This is a genomic window from Nocardia sp. CDC153 (genome assembly GCF_035818515.1).
Lineage (GTDB): Bacteria > Actinomycetota > Actinomycetes > Mycobacteriales > Mycobacteriaceae > Nocardia.
On sequence record NZ_JAYKYU010000002.1, the window covers coordinates 511,769 to 528,988 of the forward strand.

The 17,220-nt window shown below is 67.7% G+C and carries 16 protein-coding genes; 5 read left to right on the forward strand and 11 right to left on the reverse strand.

What is annotated here, in order from left to right; translation table 11 throughout:
• Nucleotides 1-6 precede the first annotated feature (6 nt).
• The 4 genes from VMT65_RS10635 to VMT65_RS10650 form a co-directional block, all read right to left on the reverse strand.
• Complete coding sequence (locus VMT65_RS10635; protein WP_326307908.1) at nt 7-1,086, reverse strand: 2-oxoacid:ferredoxin oxidoreductase subunit beta; 1,080 nt, start codon at nt 1,084-1,086, stop codon at nt 7-9.
• A complete protein-coding gene (locus tag VMT65_RS10640; RefSeq protein WP_326307909.1) occupies nt 1,086-3,074 on the reverse strand; it encodes a 2-oxoacid:acceptor oxidoreductase subunit alpha in 1,989 nt (662 codons plus the stop codon). Before VMT65_RS10640 ends, VMT65_RS10635 begins: the two co-directional genes overlap by 1 nt.
• 106 nt (nt 3,075-3,180) lie before the next feature.
• Nucleotides 3,181-4,194 carry an Rv2578c family radical SAM protein gene (locus VMT65_RS10645; RefSeq protein ID WP_326307910.1) on the reverse strand — a complete coding sequence of 338 codons (1,014 nt, stop codon included), beginning with the start codon at nt 4,192-4,194 and terminating at the stop codon, nt 3,181-3,183.
• Nucleotides 4,195-4,225: 31 nt separating this feature from the next.
• On the reverse strand, nt 4,226-5,212 hold the full coding sequence (locus VMT65_RS10650; RefSeq protein ID WP_326307911.1) for an NAD-dependent epimerase/dehydratase family protein: 987 nt from the start codon (nt 5,210-5,212) through the stop codon (nt 4,226-4,228).
• A 157-nt stretch (nt 5,213-5,369) separates the two neighbouring features.
• On the opposite strand from VMT65_RS10650, the gene VMT65_RS10655 reads away from it, so the two are divergent.
• Nucleotides 5,370-5,699: a type VII secretion target gene (locus tag VMT65_RS10655; protein ID WP_326307912.1), complete on the forward strand. Its 330-nt coding sequence runs from the start codon at nt 5,370-5,372 to the stop codon at nt 5,697-5,699.
• Nucleotides 5,696-7,234, forward strand: a complete 1,539-nt coding sequence (locus tag VMT65_RS10660; RefSeq protein ID WP_326307913.1) for a hypothetical protein — start codon at nt 5,696-5,698, stop codon at nt 7,232-7,234. The genes VMT65_RS10655 and VMT65_RS10660 overlap by 4 nt, the downstream gene beginning before the upstream one ends.
• A 10-nt stretch (nt 7,235-7,244) precedes the next feature.
• On the opposite strand, the gene VMT65_RS10665 is transcribed toward VMT65_RS10660, so the two are convergent.
• Nucleotides 7,245-7,994 (reverse strand): SDR family oxidoreductase, encoded by a 750-nt coding sequence (locus tag VMT65_RS10665; protein ID WP_326307914.1) that lies wholly within the window; start codon nt 7,992-7,994, stop codon nt 7,245-7,247.
• Nucleotides 7,995-8,165: 171 nt separating this feature from the next.
• Between VMT65_RS10665 and VMT65_RS10670 the strand changes: the two genes are divergently transcribed.
• On the forward strand, nt 8,166-9,038 hold the full coding sequence (locus tag VMT65_RS10670; protein ID WP_326307915.1) for a TIGR03619 family F420-dependent LLM class oxidoreductase: 873 nt from the start codon (nt 8,166-8,168) through the stop codon (nt 9,036-9,038).
• Nucleotide 9,039: 1 nt separating this feature from the next.
• Here the strand turns inward: VMT65_RS10670 and VMT65_RS10675 are convergent, their stop codons facing one another.
• The 3 genes from VMT65_RS10675 to hisS all read right to left on the reverse strand — a co-directional run bounded on the left by VMT65_RS10675 (nt 9,040) and on the right by hisS (nt 12,259).
• Nucleotides 9,040-10,041, reverse strand: a complete 1,002-nt coding sequence (locus VMT65_RS10675) for a malate dehydrogenase (protein ID WP_326307916.1) — start codon at nt 10,039-10,041, stop codon at nt 9,040-9,042.
• 100 nt (nt 10,042-10,141) lie between these two features.
• Entirely contained in the window at nt 10,142-10,789 is a 648-nt protein-coding gene (locus tag VMT65_RS10680; protein WP_326307917.1) for a hypothetical protein, read from the reverse strand.
• A gap of 189 nt (nt 10,790-10,978) precedes the next feature.
• Complete coding sequence (gene hisS, locus VMT65_RS10685) at nt 10,979-12,259, reverse strand: histidine--tRNA ligase (protein ID WP_326307918.1); 1,281 nt, start codon at nt 12,257-12,259, stop codon at nt 10,979-10,981.
• Nucleotides 12,260-12,440: 181 nt separating this feature from the next.
• Here hisS and VMT65_RS10690 point away from each other — a divergent pair, with 181 nt between their 5' ends.
• Together VMT65_RS10690 and VMT65_RS10695 are read left to right on the forward strand one after the other, a co-directional pair.
• On the forward strand, nt 12,441-13,298 hold the full coding sequence (locus VMT65_RS10690; protein ID WP_326307919.1) for a peptidylprolyl isomerase: 858 nt from the start codon (nt 12,441-12,443) through the stop codon (nt 13,296-13,298).
• Between the two features lie 414 nt (nt 13,299-13,712).
• Nucleotides 13,713-14,279 carry a hypothetical protein gene (locus tag VMT65_RS10695; protein ID WP_326307920.1) on the forward strand — a complete coding sequence of 189 codons (567 nt, stop codon included), beginning with the start codon at nt 13,713-13,715 and terminating at the stop codon, nt 14,277-14,279.
• Nucleotides 14,280-14,338: 59 nt separating this feature from the next.
• Here the strand turns inward: VMT65_RS10695 and VMT65_RS10700 are convergent, their stop codons facing one another.
• Genes VMT65_RS10700 through VMT65_RS10710 form a run of 3 tightly spaced genes read right to left on the reverse strand, consistent with a single transcriptional unit; the run spans nt 14,339 to nt 17,197 of the window.
• Nucleotides 14,339-14,725: a DUF4913 domain-containing protein gene (locus VMT65_RS10700; protein ID WP_326307921.1), complete on the reverse strand. Its 387-nt coding sequence runs from the start codon at nt 14,723-14,725 to the stop codon at nt 14,339-14,341.
• Nucleotides 14,722-16,623 (reverse strand): type IV secretory system conjugative DNA transfer family protein, encoded by a 1,902-nt coding sequence (locus VMT65_RS10705; protein ID WP_326307922.1) that lies wholly within the window; start codon nt 16,621-16,623, stop codon nt 14,722-14,724. Before VMT65_RS10705 ends, VMT65_RS10700 begins: the two co-directional genes overlap by 4 nt.
• 37 nt (nt 16,624-16,660) lie before the next feature.
• Nucleotides 16,661-17,197 (reverse strand): hypothetical protein, encoded by a 537-nt coding sequence (locus VMT65_RS10710; RefSeq protein ID WP_326309141.1) that lies wholly within the window; start codon nt 17,195-17,197, stop codon nt 16,661-16,663.
• Nucleotides 17,198-17,220: the final 23 nt, after the last annotated feature.

Below are 17,220 nucleotides of genomic sequence, written 5' to 3' on the forward strand. Positions count from 1 at the left end.
GAAAACTCAGCCGACCGTCCAGGTTTCGCGGCCGGTGAGCAGGCTCTGCAGGGAGTTCTCGCTCACCGGTTGGCGTTCGGCGGCGGCGTCGAGTTGGGCTCGGACGCCGTCGTCGTAGGTGGGGCGGGAGACACTGCGGAAGATGCCGATCGGGACGCGGCTCAGGTCCTGGTCGGAGAGGCGGGACAGGGCATAGGCGTATTCGGGGTGGTCGGTATAGGCGTCGTGGACCACGATGTCGGACTCGGCGACCGCGTCGGCGCGCGCCACGCGCAGGCCGAAACCGTCACGGACAACCGCGAATTCGCCGTCCGCGCCGAAGCGAATCGGCTCGCCGTGCCGCAGCCGGATCAGATGGGATTCGGCGTTCTCGCGGCGCAGGGCGTCGAAGGAGCCGTCGTTGAAGATCGGGCAGTCCTGCAGGATTTCCACGAAGGACGTGCCGCGATGCTCGGCGGCGGCGCGCAGCACCTCGGTGAGCCCGGCGCGATCGGAGTCCAAGGCCCGTGCGGCGAAGGTGGCTTCGGCGCCCAGCGCCACCGACAGCGTGTTGAACGGGTGGTCGACCGAGCCCATCGGCGTGGACTTGGTGACCTTCCCGGTCTCCGAGGTCGGCGAGTACTGGCCCTTGGTCAAACCGTAGATCCGGTTGTTGAACAACAGGATCGTCATGTTCACATTGCGCCGCAGCGCGTGAATCAGGTGATTGCCGCCGATCGAGAGCGCGTCGCCGTCACCGGTCACCACCCAGACCGACAGGTCGGGACGCGTGACCGCCATGCCGGTGGCGATGGCCGGTGCGCGCCCGTGAATCGAGTGAATCCCGTACGCCTCCAGGTAATACGGGAACCGGCTCGAACAGCCGATCCCGGAGACGAACATGAGATTCTCGCGCTTCAGTCCCAGCTCGGCGAGGAATCCGCGCACGGTGGCGAGGATGACATAGTCACCACACCCCGGGCACCAGCGCACCTCCTGATCGGAGGTGTAGTCCTTCGCCTTCTGTGGCCCGTCGGCGGTGGGCACGCCCGAGAGCCCGGTGAGCCCGAGATCGGTACCCACGAGCGGGTTTTCGAGGATCGTCATTACTTACCCCCTGTGGTGCGATAGGTCGCCCGCGCCCGAGCGGTGAACGCCTTGGCCTGTTCCATCTCGCCGATGGAACCGTCCAGGGCCGCGTCGATGACACCGACCAGTTCCTGTGCCTGGAAGGCGGTTCCGGCCACCTTGGTCCACGGCTGCACATCGACCAGATACCGGGCGCGCAGCAGCATGGCCAGCTGACCGCCGTTCATCTCCGGGCACACCACGGTGCGATAGCGCCGCAGCACGTCACCGAGGTTGGCCGGCAACGGATTCAGATGCCGCAGATGCGCCTGCGCCACCGGCACCCCGCGTCGCCGCGCCCGCCGGCACGCCTCGCCGATCGGCCCGTAGGAGCTGCCCCAGCCGATGAGCAGTAGTTCGGCGCGATCCCCCGGATCGTCCACCTCGAGATCGGGCACCGCGATGCCGTCGATCTTGGCCTGCCGCAGCCGCACCATGAGCTCGTGATTGGCCGGTTCATAGGAGATATTGCCGCTGCCGTCGGCCTTTTCGAGCCCGCCGATGCGGTGGGCGCGACCCACGGTGCCGGGCACGGCCAGCGGCCGGGCCAGGGTCTCGGGATCGCGCGCGTAGGGCTGGAACGAATCCTCCTCCGACCCATCGGGTTCGAAGCCCGGATCGATCCGCGGCAGCTCCGACACCTGCGGAATCGCCCACGGCTCGGAACCATTGGCGATCGCGCCGTCGGACAGCAGCAGCACCGGCGTGCGATAGGTGAGCGCGATCCGCGCCGCCTCCACCGCGGTGTCGAAGCAGTCGGCGGGCGAGCGCGGCGCGACCACGGCCACCGGCGATTCGCCATTGCGCCCGTAGAGCGCCTGCAGCAGATCGGCCTGCTCGGTCTTGGTCGGCAGCCCGGTGGACGGCCCGCCGCGCTGCACGTCGATGATCACCAGCGGCAGTTCGGTCATGACGGCCAGCCCGATGGTCTCGCTCTTGAGCGCCAGGCCCGGCCCGGAGGTGCTGGTCACCCCGAGCGCCCCGCCCAACGAAGCCCCGAGCGCCGCACCGATGCCGGCGATCTCGTCCTCGGCCTGGAAGGTCGTCACGCCGAAGTTCTTGTGCTTGCTCAGCTCGTGCAGGATGTCCGAGGCCGGGGTGATCGGGTAGGTGCCCAGGAACACCGGCAGCCCGGACAGCTGCCCGGCGGTGACGATGCCGTAGGCGAGCGCGGTATTGCCGGTGATCTGCCGGTAGGTACCCGGCGGCAGCGTCGCGGGCGCTACCTCGTAGGTGCTGGCGAAGGCCTCGGTGGTTTCGCCGTAATTCCAGCCCGCCCGAAATGCCAGGATATTGGCTTCGGCGACATCGGGTTTGGACGCGAACTTCTCCCGCATGAACTGTTCGGTGCCGCCGATGGGCCGCCCGTACATCCACGACAGCAATCCGAGCGCGAACATATTCTTCGCGCGCTGCCCATCCTTTTTGCCCACACCGGTCGGTTCGGTCGCCCCGAGCGTCAGCGAGGTCATGGGCACCCGGTGCACCACGAAATCGGTCAGCGTGTCATCGGTGAGCGGATCACCGGAATACCCGACCTTGGCCAAATTCCGTTTGGTGAACTCGTCAGTATTCACGATCACCGTCGCGCCGCGGGCCAAATCCTCCAAATTCGCCTTCAGCGCAGCGGGATTCATGGCGACGAGCACATCCGGTTGGTCACCGGCGGTGAGGATGTCGTAGTCCGCGATCTGGATCTGGAACGACGACACGCCCGGCAAAGTGCCCTGAGGTGCGCGGATCTCCGCGGGGAAGTTCGGTTGGGTGGCAAGGTCATTGCCGAACGCGGCCGCCTCGTGGGTGAATCGATCACCGGTGAGCTGCATACCGTCACCGGAGTCGCCCGCGAAGCGGATGACGACCCGTTCCAGCTTTTCGACCGCCAATTTCCCTGTGGCGCGCCCGTTCCCGGGCACTGCTCCACCCGGGGGCGGAGTCGTCACAGAGTCATCCTGCTGCGAAACCATGCGCGTGCATCACTTCCTAGTCAGGTGTGAGGTACCAACGCCAAACTACTCCGCAATATTCGCGACACACCCGTGAAGCGCAATGGTTTCGATCAAAGCATCGGCGTCAGGCGAACAACGCCAACTGGGTCTCGGGCGTGTGCGATTCGGCGGCGCGTACCTCGGGTTCGGCCTGCCGTTCGCGGTTCAAGCGGTGTTTCTCCAGCAACGGCTCGATTCGGCCGCGTAGCCACGCAGAATACTCCGGTGTCACCGAAGCTCCCCGACCATACAGTTGCCGGTAGCGTCGCAGCAGCGCCGGGTGGGCCTGGGCCAGCCAGTTGAGGAACCAGCCGCGCGTGGACCCGCGTAGATGCATGGGAAACGCCGTGACGCCCGCGGCACCGGCGGCGGCGATCGCGCCGAAGAGCTCGTCCAGGTGGGCGTTCGAGTCGGTGAGGTACGGAATGACCGGCGCCACCATGACATTCACCGCGAACCCGGCCTCGGACAGGGCGCGGACCAGTTCCAGGCGCGCCCGCGGCGAGGGCGTCCCCGGTTCGAGCCCCTTGTGCAGTTCCTCGTCGAGAATCGCGATGGACACCGCCAGATGCACCGGCACCTGCCCGGCGGCCTGCACGAGCAGCGGCAGATCCCGCCGCAGCAGCGTGCCCTTGGTGAGAATCGAGAACCCGGTGCCGGATTCGGTCAGCGCGGAGATGATGCCCGGCATCAGCCGATAGCGGCCCTCGGCACGCTGGTACGGGTCGGTATTCGTGCCCAGCGCAACGGATTCCCGCCGCCAGGACTTCTTGTGCAGTTCGCGCCGCAGCACCGGGACCACATTGGTCTTGACCACGATCTGCGAATCGAAATCCGCCCCCGCGTCCAGGTCCAGGTACTCGTGCGTGCCGCGCGCGAAGCAGTAGCGGCACGCGTGCGAGCACCCACGCATGGGGTTGATGGTCCAGCTGAAGGGCAGGGTGCTCTCGGGCACGCGGTTCAGAGCGCTCTTGCAGAGCACCTCGTGAAACGTCATGCCCTCGAACTCCGGGGTCTGTACGCTGCGTACGAAACCCGAACGTTCGAGCCCGGGCAGCGCGCCGTCATCGGCGTCGAGGGTTTGCCTTTGCCACCGCACCACCCCAGTCGAACATGTGTTCTAACGACTGTCAAGCAATCTTCTGCGTGTCGACCTCGATGGGCTGCCCGTTGTAGAACGCCACGAGGTCCCGAATGGTCTGTTCGGCGGGCCGCGGACGGTAGCCGAGTTCCTCGGTGGCCTTGGCGTGTTCGACGATCGGCGCGGACAGCAGCGCGCCCATGGCGGCCCGGGAGATGCGGTCGCTGCCGAGCGCCTTGGCCACGGGTTCCATGACCGGCATACAGGCATTGATGACCTTGGCCGGAATCGCGAAGGCGGGCTTCATCTTTCCGTTGACCTCGGCCGCGGTGCGGGTGGCCTGGAACATATCGGTGAAGTGTCCGCCGAGCAGGTAGTTCTCGCCGGTGCGGCCGCGCTCGCCGGCGAGGATCAGGCCCTGGGCCACATCGCGCACGTCGACCAGGTCGAAGCCGCCGCTGATCATGACCGGCACCCGCCCGCGCGCCGCGTCCCACAGCGTGCAGTTGATGCGCGAGTTGGTGTTGTCGACCGGGCCGTACACACCGGTCGGGTTGCAGATCACCGCATCCAGGCCCTTGTCGATGATCTTGCGCAGCTCGATCTCGCCCTGCCACTTGGAGCGGTCGTACACCGGCAGGTCCGGATCGACGGACCGCGGCGAGCGCTCGTTGATCCTGCCACCGCACGAGTACTGGTTGAACGCGTGAATCGAGCTGGTGTGCACCATGCGCCGCACGCCGACCTCGCGCGCCGCGTCGGCCACGGTGCGCACGCCCTCGGTATTGATCCGCCAGGCGAGGTCGTTCTTGTGGGCCAGGGTGATGAGCGCGACCAGGTGGTAGACCACCTCGACACCCTCGAGGTGCTCGCGCATGGACGCGGGGTCCAGCACATTGCCGTTCACCCAGGTGACTCCGGGCTGATCGGCACCGGCGACGCGGTCGATGGCCGTCACCTCGTGACCGCGATCCGTAAGCAGGCGAAGCAAATTGGTGCCAAGGAACCCGGCAGCGCCGGTGACTGCGACCTTCATGGTGACGAGAATATAGAACTTGTTCTAATTTGCAACCACGGCCGGATCGCGGTGTGAACTCGGCCTGAACTGCGGTGTTGCGGCGTACGCCACGCCGAGCTGGACGCTCGATGGGTTATATTCGGCTCCGCATGTCCACGACGATTGGGGGGCACTCATGGCCGATCTCTCGGTCGACACCGGCGCGGTGCGCGCCTTCGCCGCCACGCAGGACGGCGTCTCCGCCGATATCGCCGCCCAGGGCGGCCTCGACACGGTATCCCACGTGGCGGCCATGACGCCGGTGTTCGGACTCATCGGCGCGGATTTCCTGGCCAGCTTCGCGGTCGCGGAGTTGCTGCACGATCGCGATATCAATGCCCTCTCGGCACGCTTCGGCAAGCTCGGGCAGGCCGCCTTCGGCTCGGCCGCCACCTACGACGCCACCGACGCCGAATTCGCCGGGGGGCTCGGCAATATCGCCGGGCAGATCGGTGAGCAGGCATGACCCCGGTCGAGTCGGGCGTCATCGGCGCTGCCCCCGCATCCGATCCGGTCACCGCCACGATGGGAGCCGACACCGTGAACGCCCTCTCGTCCGGCCCGATCCCCGACCTGCCGCTCGGCACCCTGCCCGCGGATGTGCCGCCGTTCGAGCCGCCCGCATTCGCCTTGTCGCGCAAGGAGATCGAGCAATCCGGGACGCCACTGGGCGGCGGGGTTCCGGGCGGTCAGACCGGCGCACCCGCCGCCGATGACCAGTCCGGCGTGCTCGGCATCGCGCACGGTGCCGTCTCCGGCGCACAGGACGCGCTCGGCAATGCCCAGGCCATGCTCGCCGATGCCCACACCGCGTTGAACAATGTCCCCGCGGCCCTCGGCGCAGCGCAGTCGGCACTGGCCCGGGCCGCCGCGAATCCGGCTTCGCTCCTCCCGCCGCTGCCCGCCGATCCGGTCGGCGATCTCATGAAGGGCATCGCCGTCCCCGCGATTCCGGGCATGGACGCCCTGTTCAAGCCCTTCCTGGATCTGCTGAAGAGCTTCGGCACCGGTGTGCTCGGCAACGTCAACCCGACCACCCTGCTCAGCCAGGGTTCGAAGTTCATCGAGTCCGCGGTGCAGGTCGGCAGCGGCGCGCTCAAGACCGTCGAATCCCTGTGGCAGGGCAAGGCGTCGCAGAGCGCGCAGGAGTCGGGCAAGCAGGCCGAGAACCACGGGCAGGAGACCGCGCAGCGCGGCTTCGACCTGTCGACGGTCACCAATCAGGCCGCGGCCGTGGTGCAGCGCGGCAATATCCAGCTGACCGCCATCGCCCAGGCCTTCGCCGCCGAGGCCACCGCCCTCGCGCCCCTGATTCTGACCCCGGTCGGCCAGACCACGCTGATCGCCTCGGCCACCCGTCATCTCGGTGAGGCGGTCGCGGTCGTGAACGCCACCCACGGCGAACTGTCGATCTACACCGCCCAGGTCCAGGGCCTCATCGGACAACTGCTCGGCCAGGGCGGCGGCCCGAACCCGGCCGAGGTCGCCCAGTCCCTGGCCCAGAATGTCGGCCAGCCCATCCTGGAACAGGCCAAGGGCCTGCTCGAAAGCAGTGCGCAGGCAGCCACTTCCGGCTCACCCAACCCCACCGGGACCGACCCGGCGGGCGGCGCACCCGACACCACCGCCGCGGGCGTCGGCGGAGGCGGCGGGGGTGGCGGTGCCGGAGGAGGCGGCGGACTCGGCGGCGGTGGCGGCCTGCCCTCGACTCCGGGCGGCCCCGGCTCCTCGATCCCCGGCGGCAAGGTCACCAACCCGGCCAACCCCTTCGGCGCGGGCACGGGCGGTGTCCCCGGCTTGGGCGGCCCCGCAGGTTCCGGCTTCATGGGCTCCCCCGCCGCCGCGGGCGCGGGCAAGGGCGCGGCCCCCGATGGCCAGCACGGCCGCACGGTCCAGCCCCACCAAAGCCCTTTGCAGGAAAGCGAACTCACCGGCAACCTGGGCACCTTCGCCCCGGGCGTCATCGGCGAGCCGGAGGACGAGCCCGCCGACGAGCAGTAGCCTCGCCGGATTACACCGCGGTCGGGCGGGTCTGCGCGTCGATGCCGCCGTCGATGACGAACTGCGCGCCGTGGATGAATCCGGCCTGGGGGCCGAGCAGATAGGCGATGAGGGAGGCGATTTCCTCGGGTTCGCCATTGCGGCCGATGGGCGCCTTGAAGTTGCGGATGGCCTCGCCGTAGCGGGGATCGTCCTTACCGGCTTGCAGCAGCGGGGTTTCCACGCTGCCCGGGGCGACGGTGTTCAGCCGGACGCCGGCGGCACCCCATTCGACGGCGCGCTCGCGCACCGCCACGGTGACGGCGTTCTTGGACGACGCGTACGCGTAGTGCCCGGCGAAATCCCCGGCCTGAGCGAAGGCTTCGGCCTCGTTGCCCTTGTTGATCGGGTTGTCCTCCCATTTGATCTGCGTGGAGGCCACCGACGAAACCACCACGGCCGCAGGGTTTTCCCCCTTCCGCAGCGCGGGCAGCAGCGCGTCGAGCAGGGCCACGGTGGCCCGGTAGTTGATCTCCACCACCAGGTTCGGGTCCGGCACCTGCGGCCCGACGCCCGCGCACAGCACCAGGCCGTCCAGTGCGCCGCCGGAGCGCTCCAGGATCTCCTCGACCGCGGCCGCCCGGGCCGCCGCGTCGGTGAGGTCGACGGTGATGTCGGCATTGCGCAGGTCGATCCCGATGATGTCGTGCCCGGCGGCCCGCAGGGCGGCGGCGGTGGCCGCGCCGATGCCGGATCCCGCGCCGGTGATGGCGATCGTCATGACGCCGATTAGAACAAGGTCCAGAACACGGGTGCAAGCCCGGCGGAACCGGATCTCAGCCAGCGGGACTGCCGTTTCGTACTGCTTTCCCGCGAACGGGAGGCTAGCATCGGGGGCCAGAACTAGAATCTGTTCTAGTTTTCGCACTGCTCACTGTCGAGAGGACGATCGATGCGCTTCACCTACGCGGAGGCGATGACCAACCCGGATTACTACATCCCCCTCGCGCAGGCCGCCGAGGCCGCCGGGTTCCACAGCATCACCGTGGCCGACAGCATCGCCTACCCGGCCGAGTCGGATTCGAAGTACCCGTACACCCCCGACGGCAATCGCGAGTTCCTGGACGGCAAGCCGTTCATCGAGACCTTCGTGCTCTCGGCCGCCATCGCCGCGGCCACCACCACCCTGCGCCAGACCCCGTTCGTGCTCAAGCTGCCCATCCGCCCGCCGGTGCTGGTGGCCAAGCAGGCCAGTTCCCTTGCCCGCCTGAGCAACAACCGTTTCGCGCTGGGCGTGGGCATCAGCCCGTGGCCGGAGGACTTCCAGATCATGGGCGTCCCGTTCGAGAAGCGCGGCAAGCGCATCGACGAGTGCATCGAGATCGTGCGGGGCCTTTCGACCGGCGAGTATTTCGAGTATCACGGCGAGTTCTACGACATCCCCAAGATCAAGCTCACCCCTGCTCCGACCGAGCCGCTGCCGATTCTGCTCGGCGGGCACAGCGATGCCGCGCTCAAGCGCGCGGTGCGGCTGTGCGACGGCTGGATGCACGCCGGCGGCAAGGGCGAGGATCTGGACAAGTACCTGGCCCGGATCAACGAGCTGCGCGCCGAGCGGGATCACAAGGGCGACTTCGAGATCCACGCGGTCTCCTACGACGGCTACACCCCCGACGGTGTGAAGCGCTGCGAGGAGAAGGGCATCACCGACCTGATCGTGGGCTTCCGCAACTCCTACGCCAAGGAGCAGGACACCGAGACGCTCGAGGAGAAGATCACCAAGATCAAGTGGTACGGCGACAACGTGATCGCCAAGGTGAGCTGAGTCAGCTCCGCTTGGCGTAGCCCAGATCGATGACGGCGTCGCGCTCGGCCACGAGTTCCGCGACGCTGGCATCGATTCGGGCCCGGGAGAATTCGTCGACGGCCAGATCGGGGACGATCCGGTACGCACCGTCCGCGCAGGTCACCGGGAACGAACTGATGAGTCCCTCGGGCACCCCGTAGGACCCGTCCGAGGGCACGGCCATGGAGGTCCAGTCACCGGCCGGGGTGCCCAGCACCCAGTCGTGAATGTGGTCGATCGCGGCACTGGCCGCGCTCGCCGCCGAGGACGCCCCGCGCGCCTTGATGATCGCGGTCCCGCGCTGCTGCACGGTCGGAATGAAATCGTCGGTCACCCAGACACTGTCGTCCACGACCTCGAGCGCCGGACGCCCCGCCACGGTCGCGTACGACAGATCCGGATACTGCGTGGCGGAGTGATTGCCCCACACCGCGATTCGGTGGATATCGGCCGCGGCCGCCCCGGTCTTCTTCGCCACCTGCGCGATCGCCCGATTGTGATCGAGCCGAGTGAGGGCGGTGAACCGCGAGGCGGGCACGTCCGGCGCATTGCTCATGGCGATGTAGGCATTGGTATTGGCCGGATTCCCCACCACCAGCACCCGAATGTCCTCGGCCGCATTGGCATTGATGGCCGCGCCCTGATCGGTGAAGATCGGCCCGTTGGCCGCCAACAGATCCGACCGCTCCATCCCCGCGGTCCGCGGCCGCGCACCCACCAGGATCGCGATATTGGCCCCGTCGAACCCGACCCACGGATCATCGGCGATATCGATCCCCGCCAGCAGCGGGAATGCCCCGTCCTCGAGTTCCATCGCCACACCCTCGAGCGCGTGCACGGCGGCCGGAATCTCCAACAGCCGCAACCGCACCGGCGTGCGCGAACCCAGCAGCGCCCCGGACGCGATCCGGAAAAGCAACCCGTAGGCAATCTGCCCGGCGGCTCCGGTCACGGTAACGGTCACTGGCGCGGCACTGCTCACGACGCTCTCCCTCGCGGTGTGGCTACTTCCGCCCCCACCCTATCCACCCGCACTCCCGCGCCTGTGTCGGCGTGAGCAAACCGACACCCGGCCGGGAAGCTCAGCGAGCGAGATCGGCGATGTCGGAGTCGGCGAGGATGATCGGGGCGGCCTCGTCGCGGGCGCGGACCATGCGGACGGCGCGGTAGAGGGGGCGTTCCTCGGCGACGGCGTCGCGGGCCTCGGCGCGCAGCTGTTGGACCAGCATGCCCGAAATGGCCAGGGCGGCAGCGAGAGAGCAGCCGGCGAGGGCGTCGGCGAGTTTGCGCAGACCGAGGATGTGGAGTTCGCGACCGCTGCCGGAGTCGCTGTAGATGGCCAGCGGCACGATCTGCGAGTCCGGACCGGCGGTGACGCGCAGGACGATCCGGCTGATCTTGCCAGGGAAGACCAGGATCTCGACGGCGCTGGCCGCGGCCAGATCGATGCTGCGTTCGCCGCGCCAGGTGCGGGCCCGGATCACGGTGCCGGACACCGTGATTCGACGTCGCTGCACCGCGATCGCGTACAGGGCGGTCGGTGCGCCCAGCACGATGCCGGTGGCCAGCGCCACCGGCCAGTGCACGAACAGGGCCAGCAGCAACCCGACCCCGATGCCCACGCCCAGCGCGGCCAGGGTGAGCTTGCGCAGCGCGGGAGCCAGCAGTTCCGGCGCGATCAGATCGAGGCCGACCGCACCGACGGACCCCGGTTTCGATTCTTCAGTCACCACAGCGCATTCGTCCAAGTGTCGATGGGTCGTGTGTACCGGCGGCACGCACCGCCCCCGCGCGACGCACCGCACGGTACCAGCAGGCCATAGCTCCATACCCAGAATCAGCCCAGGTCATGCCCGGACACGGTCGGGGACATGGAACGGGCCCGGACAGCGGTCAGCTGCCCGGGCCCGGCCGTTGGATCAATCCTGTTGCCCCGCAAGGGCCGCCGCGACCTGGACGACGGCCTCGTCCAGGGGAATCTGGCGCTGCTCGCCGGTGGTCAGGTCCTTGAGACCGATCTGACCTTCGGCGACCTCGCGGTCACCCAGCACCAGGGCCAGGCTCGCGCCGGACTTGTCGGCCGCCTTCATCGCGCCCTTCATGCCGCGACCGCCGTAGGCGAGGTCGGTGCGAATGCCCGCCTTGCGGAGTTCGGACGCGATGACGACCAGGCGCTGCTTGGCCACGTCCCCGAGCGGAACGCCGAAGACCTGAATGCGCGGCACCGTGACCGCGGACTTGCCCTCGGCCTCGAGGGCCAGCACGGTCCGGTCGACACCGAGGCCGAAGCCGATGCCCGACAGCGGCTGCCCGCCGAGTTCGGCCATGAGCCCGTCGTAGCGCCCGCCGCCGCCGATGCCGGACTGCGCGCCCAGCCCGTCGTGCACGAATTCGAAGGTGGTCTTGGTGTAGTAGTCGAGCCCGCGCACCATGCGCGGATTCACTACATAAGGAATGCCCATGGCGTCGAGGTGCCCGAGCACCTGTTCGAAGTGCGCCTTGGCCGACTCCGAGAGGTGGTCGATCATGAGCGGCGCGTCCGCGGTCATCTCCTTGACCTCGGGCCGCTTGTCGTCGAGCACGCGCAGCGGGTTGATCTGCGCCCGGCGGCGGGTCTCCTCGTCGAGCGGCAGCTTGAACAGGAAGTCCTGCAAGAGTTCCCGATACTGCGGGCGGCAGGTCTCGTCACCCAGCGAGGTGAGCTCGAGCCGGAACCCCTCCAGCCCCAGCCCCCGGAACCCCCGGTCGGCGACGGCGATCACCTCGGCGTCCAACGCCGGATCGTCGATGCCGATGGCCTCGATGCCGACCTGCTGCAACTGCCGGTAGCGGCCCTTCTGCGGGCGCTCGTACCGGAAGAACGGCCCCGCGTAGCAGAGCTTGACGGGCAATTGGCCCCGGTCGAGGTTGTGTTCGATGACCGCGCGCATGACACCGGCCGTGCCCTCGGGCCGCAGCGTGAAGCTCTCGCCATTGCGGTCGGCGAAGGTCCACATCTCCTTGGACACCACGTCGGTGGATTCGCCCACACCCCGCGCGAACAGCGCGGTCTCCTCGAAAACCGGCAGTTCGATATGCCCGTATCCGGCCAGTCGCGCGGTCTCCACCAGACCGTCGCGGACGGCGACGAACTCCGCGGAGACGGGTGGCAGATAGTCGGGGACCCCCCTCGGGGCACTGAAGCTGCTGGTCTTGGTCACGAGGAACAAGTTTCCACGATGGCCATCCGCCAAGTCCAACCGGTTACCGACTCCGCTACCACGGACCCCGGGCATATGTAGGTTTTTCTCAGCCAATGCAGGTAATGTCTGCCGCGGCCGCTGGGCTGACGGCCGCAGTCTGTACGACTTCAGATACCGACCGTTCACGGAGGGACAGTTAGTGCCGAGCAATGAACAGCGACGCGCTGCGGCGAAACGCAAGCTGGAGCGTCAACTCGCCAATCGGGCCACGCGGGCGCGCAAGCGCAAGCAACTCACCATCGCGGCATCGGCCCTGGGCGTCGTGGTCGCGGTGGCGGCCGGTGTCGGCATCTACTTCCTGACCAAGGGCGACGACAACTCCACCAGCGCCAAGGCCTCCGAGACCCCGGACGCCTCGCTGACCGCGGCTCCCCCGCCGGCGGCCAAGGCCAAGCCCGCGTCGGTGAGCTGTGACTACCGCCCCTCGCAGAAGCCCGCCGACAAGCCGGTGAATGCCCCCGGCACGGCGAACATCTCGACCGCGGGCGAGGTGAAGGCCACCATGGACACCAGCCAGGGCCCGATCACCATGACCCTGAATCCGGGTGAATCCCCCTGTACGGTCAATAGTTTCGAGTCGCTGGCCAAGCAGAAATTCTTCGACAACACCTCCTGCCACCGCATCACCACGGGCAAGGGCCTGCAGGTGCTGCAGTGCGGCGACCCGACCGGCAGCGGGATGGGCGGCCCGGGTTACGAATTCGACAACGAGTACCCGACCGATCAGTACGACGCGAACGATCAGGCCGCCCAGTACCCGGTGGAGTACAAGCGCGGCGTGCTGGCCATGGCGAACGCCGGTCCGGGCACCAATGGCTCGCAGTTCTTCCTGGTCTACGGCGATTCCCAGCTGCCGCCGCAGTACACGATCTTCGGCACCGTGGACGACAACGGCCTGGCCACGCTGGACAAGATCGCCAAGGCGGGTGTGCAGGGCGGCGGCCAGGATGGCAAGCCCGCCGCGGACGTCACCATCCAATCGGTCCAAATCAACTGACCAGCACGGTTTTTCGGGCCCGGCGTATCATGCGCCGGGCCCGATGCTTTTCCGGTCGCACCCGGCGAAGGTCTCGGGAAGGTCCCGTTGAACGTACCGATTAAGGGTTCCCTAACCAAAGAAAATCCTGAGTTTTCCGCTTCGCGCCGGAAATGTGCGATATATGCTGGATCGCGACGCGCGCGTACGGTGGTTTCGAAGTTTTCGCTGGTAACCTCGTAGAACGGAGTACCAAGGCGTAGTAAAGCCCACCGGGCAACCCCCACTCGGGCCGCTCCAACGCCCCACGTTCTCCCGGTGTCCACGTTTGCAGGCGGGACATGGCTATCCGCGACTACCGTCCGGATGGCGATGTTCATGACGAAGCACCACAATCATCCATAGTGATCTCACTGCAGCATCGGGGAGCAGGCAATGGCCGAGGAACTCGACGACATCGGCCGCGAAACAGCGGCGATGATGAGGCAAATGTTGCAGCTCGCGACACTTGTCGCGCTGCGAACCCGGGAACGTGGCCAGAAGGAAGCGGAAGCACGCGTCAGGGTCACCGAGGCCCGGCAGAAGGAGGTCCGCGAGCGTCGGCTCCGCGAGGCCGCCGATGCCAAGGCGCGCGACCCGCGTAACCGGGAACTTTCGCGAATCCTGGAGCGCCCGACCGTGGATCGGGGCGTATCTCTGGAAAAGGATCGATTCGCCGCGGCGGCCGAGGCCACCCGCATGGCTGCCCAGCAGGCGAGTCGGAACTCCATGAGGTATGACTCGGTGGAGCGGCGAACGGCTCTGGCACAACATCTTTCGCGAATGGGTATCTCACCCGAACTGCAATCGGTGCGCATGCTGATGGAAGTCGGCCAGGCGCAGTCGGCGCAGGACGCGGTACGCATTCGCGAGCAGGAGGCGGCCCAGCGGCGCGTCCGGGAGCAGGAAGCCCGGGAGCGCGAGCGGGAACGGGAGCGGACTCGATCACGCGAACGAGTCTGAGCGGCAACAGCATTGAACACGACGGTGGCGGATCGCAGTGCGATCCGCCACCGTCGTTTCTAGAGCGGGAACTCCCCCAGCGCCGGATTGCTGAACAGTCCCTGCTGCGGCGATTTCAGGGGTAACGGCGTCAGCATGTCCTTGTGCCCGTTGCGCACACTGCAGTACTTGAACGGCCCCTTGGGATCGAACAGCTTGGCCATGTGGGGGTCGGCGTGGTCGAGAAACCAAATGCTCAGTCCGGTTTTGCCGTCGTGTCGATAGTGCTCCCACGCCCGCCACATGGCATCCAATCGCGCGACGGCCTCCGCGTGCTTCCACCATTCGGGGCACCACACGGTGTCGCTGATATCGGTCACCTGGCGGCGGTACACGAGCGATAGGTAGTTCTCGACGAACTCGACCACGCTCGCGTAGACCATGGGTGTTGGCTGCTCTTCGCTCACAGCGGTCGGACCTCCTTGGGTGACGCGGCGTCGGGTTGGGCCTCCTTGATCAGCAGCGGCGAGCTGATCAGATCGGCGATCTCGGTCTTCTTGGGATGCGGGTCGTGCGCCTTGATGGAATTGGCGACCGCGCTGGCATGGTCACCCTCCCACCACGGGATCGTGCGCAACAGCACGGCCGGGGTGCCGGAGGAGAACAGGATGGCCCGCCCGCGCGGGAGCGTGGCCAGGGCGTGCGCGTTGAGGGTCTTCGACGAGCTCAACGAGCGCGAATAGCTCTTGCCGCTACTGGATTCCGAGACCGACTGGGCGATGCTGTCGTAGTCGCCGATGGCCTCGGAGCGTTGCTGCAGGAAGTTCATATCGTCGATGCCGCTGCCGATGACCTTGATATTGGCCGCGCCCCAGAGCGCTTCCATACCGTCGGGTCCCCAGCAGCGCGCGCCTTGCGCCCAGGACTGCAGCACGGTCATGACCACGATGCCGCGAGATCCGAAGTGGCTGTAGTTCTTCGGCAGATCCTTCCAGCGCACCACGTTCGCGGCCTCGTCGAGGGCGGCCAGCAGCGGCACCGGCAGGCGGCCGCCGGGCGAGCGCATGGCCTTGCGCACCGCGACGTCGATGACCGCGTCGGTGAGCGCGCTGACCAGCGGTGCGGCCGAACCGCGACCCTCGAGCGAGAGCGAGTACAGCGTGCCGTTGCGCTCGATGAAGTCGAGTTCGTCGAAGGGCACCCGGTTTCCGCCCGGCACCACCCACGGAATGATGTGGGTCAGTTTGAGGCAGCGGATCATGGCCTTGGCCGCGCCGAAGATGCCGTCGCGGGTCTTGACGTCGAGGTTGTACTGGCCCACCAGACTCGGTGCCATGTAGTGCATTCCCTGCTCGCGCAGGATGTTGATGGGCTCGTGGTCCATCGGGTTGTTGACCCATTCCCAGACCTGGGTGATGGGCCTGCCGACGAATCCGGCGGCCAGGAACAGCGCGGCGAGCAGGTCCTCGGCTTCGGGGTCGAAGTAGGAGTCGGCGCCCTGACCGACCGAGGGGCTGCCCTCGGCGTCGGAGAAGTGGCCCGCCAATTGCAGTGCGCGCGTCTCGCATCCGGGCGCGTACACGTCGACCCAGGCCAGCGGATCCCAGTACCAGGCCGGTTCCTGCTGATGCATGAGGTCGTTGGAATCCGCGGCCACGCCCTGCGGATCGAAGACGAACACCGGACTGCCCTTGTCGCGCCGCACATCTCGCGTCGCGTCCACGACGTCGCGCTTGTTGGAGGTGACCAGCACCGGGCCGATGGCCGAGAGCACGGCCGGGATGACGCGGGAGGTCGTCTTGCCCTGGCGCGGACCCCAGATGTCGACCTGGAGGTCTTCGTAGGAGCCGTAGAGCATTTCGCCGTCGGCCACCGAGACGCCGATCGGAATGCCCGGTATCAGCGGATCACCGGGCCGCATGAGCGAGCCCGGGATGATCGGCCCGCCGGGATGGTTCTTGTCCAGCGGCACCCCGATCTGCCCGGCCTTGTCGCGCACACCGGCCAGCGTCAGCGCCTTGATGGCGCCGCCGCTGCCCATGTAGTCGGCCTTGTCGTCGATCGGCAGCCGCCCCTTGCTGGCCACCGCCTTCTGCCGCCGCTTGAACAGCTGCCAGGCCAGCGCGGCCACGACAATGATGATGACGATGGCGGTCGCCGCGCCGGGCCAGTGCAGGTTGCCCTTCACCAGATTGACGGCGATGGCGATCGGGTTGATCGGTACCTTCTGCCGCGGGGTGGACAGCAGATTGCCCAATTGAACGGCCACCCACAGGGTTCCGAAGATCGCGAAACCCGCGTAGATGAGGTGCAGTGTGCGGTCCGGACCCGGGTCGGCCGGATCCTTCACCGGTGCTTTCGCCATCTCTAACCTCCTGGGATGACCTGTACGTCGTTATCGCTCAACGAAATTCGTCCAGCAACCAACCACCCGCGGTGCCGCGCACGACGGTGGCGACGACCGTGGCCGGGGGCAGCGCCTCGCGCTTGCCGTCCGGGTACACGACCGTCTGCTCGATGCCGATCTTGTACTGCTGTCGGTTCGGGTCCGTGCCCGCGGGAGCCTTCTCCCCGGACGCGAACGCGAACGCCTCCACCCGCGCACCCGCCTTGGCCCACTCCGTCCAGCGCAGGGTCGGTCTCGGCGTCTCCACACTGGCGGACGTGGTGTCCAGGCTGCGGATCAGGCTGGGCCCGAGCCACTTCCGCGCGCGCTTGAGCGCGTCGCCCTCGGATTCGGTGGCCGGGTACCAGGTGTAGATCTGCTGCAGTGCGGTGACCGCCACGCCGTCGGGGGTGGTGGGGTCGGGTGCGGGGGCCTGCTCCAGCAGCCGGGTGGTGGACGTGGGTGGTTGCGCGGCGGTCTTGTTCGAGCCGCCGCCGCTGGTCGATCCGCTGCCACAACCCGTGGCCAGCATCGCGACGCTCAGCACAACCATCACCACCTGCGAAGGGCCTCCCT

Excerpts from the sequence above, each read along its gene's own strand:
- VMT65_RS10670 (WP_326307915.1), top strand. The coding sequence starts at position 8,166 with ATGCGCTTCACCTACGCGGAGGCGATGACCAACCCGGATTACTACATC.
- VMT65_RS10660 (WP_326307913.1), top strand. The coding sequence starts at position 5,696 with ATGACCCCGGTCGAGTCGGGCGTCATCGGCGCTGCCCCCGCATCCGAT.
- VMT65_RS10695 (WP_326307920.1), top strand. The coding sequence starts at position 13,713 with ATGGCCGAGGAACTCGACGACATCGGCCGCGAAACAGCGGCGATGATG.
- VMT65_RS10640 (WP_326307909.1), bottom strand. The coding sequence starts at position 3,074 with ATGGTTTCGCAGCAGGATGACTCTGTGACGACTCCGCCCCCGGGTGGA.
- VMT65_RS10665 (WP_326307914.1), bottom strand. The coding sequence starts at position 7,994 with ATGACGATCGCCATCACCGGCGCGGGATCCGGCATCGGCGCGGCCACC.
- VMT65_RS10710 (WP_326309141.1), bottom strand. The coding sequence starts at position 17,197 with ATGGTTGTGCTGAGCGTCGCGATGCTGGCCACGGGTTGTGGCAGCGGA.
- VMT65_RS10705 (WP_326307922.1), bottom strand. The coding sequence starts at position 16,623 with ATGGCGAAAGCACCGGTGAAGGATCCGGCCGACCCGGGTCCGGACCGC.
- VMT65_RS10650 (WP_326307911.1), bottom strand. The coding sequence starts at position 5,212 with ATGAAGGTCGCAGTCACCGGCGCTGCCGGGTTCCTTGGCACCAATTTG.
- VMT65_RS10655 (WP_326307912.1), top strand. The coding sequence starts at position 5,370 with ATGGCCGATCTCTCGGTCGACACCGGCGCGGTGCGCGCCTTCGCCGCC.
- VMT65_RS10635 (WP_326307908.1), bottom strand. The coding sequence starts at position 1,086 with ATGACGATCCTCGAAAACCCGCTCGTGGGTACCGATCTCGGGCTCACC.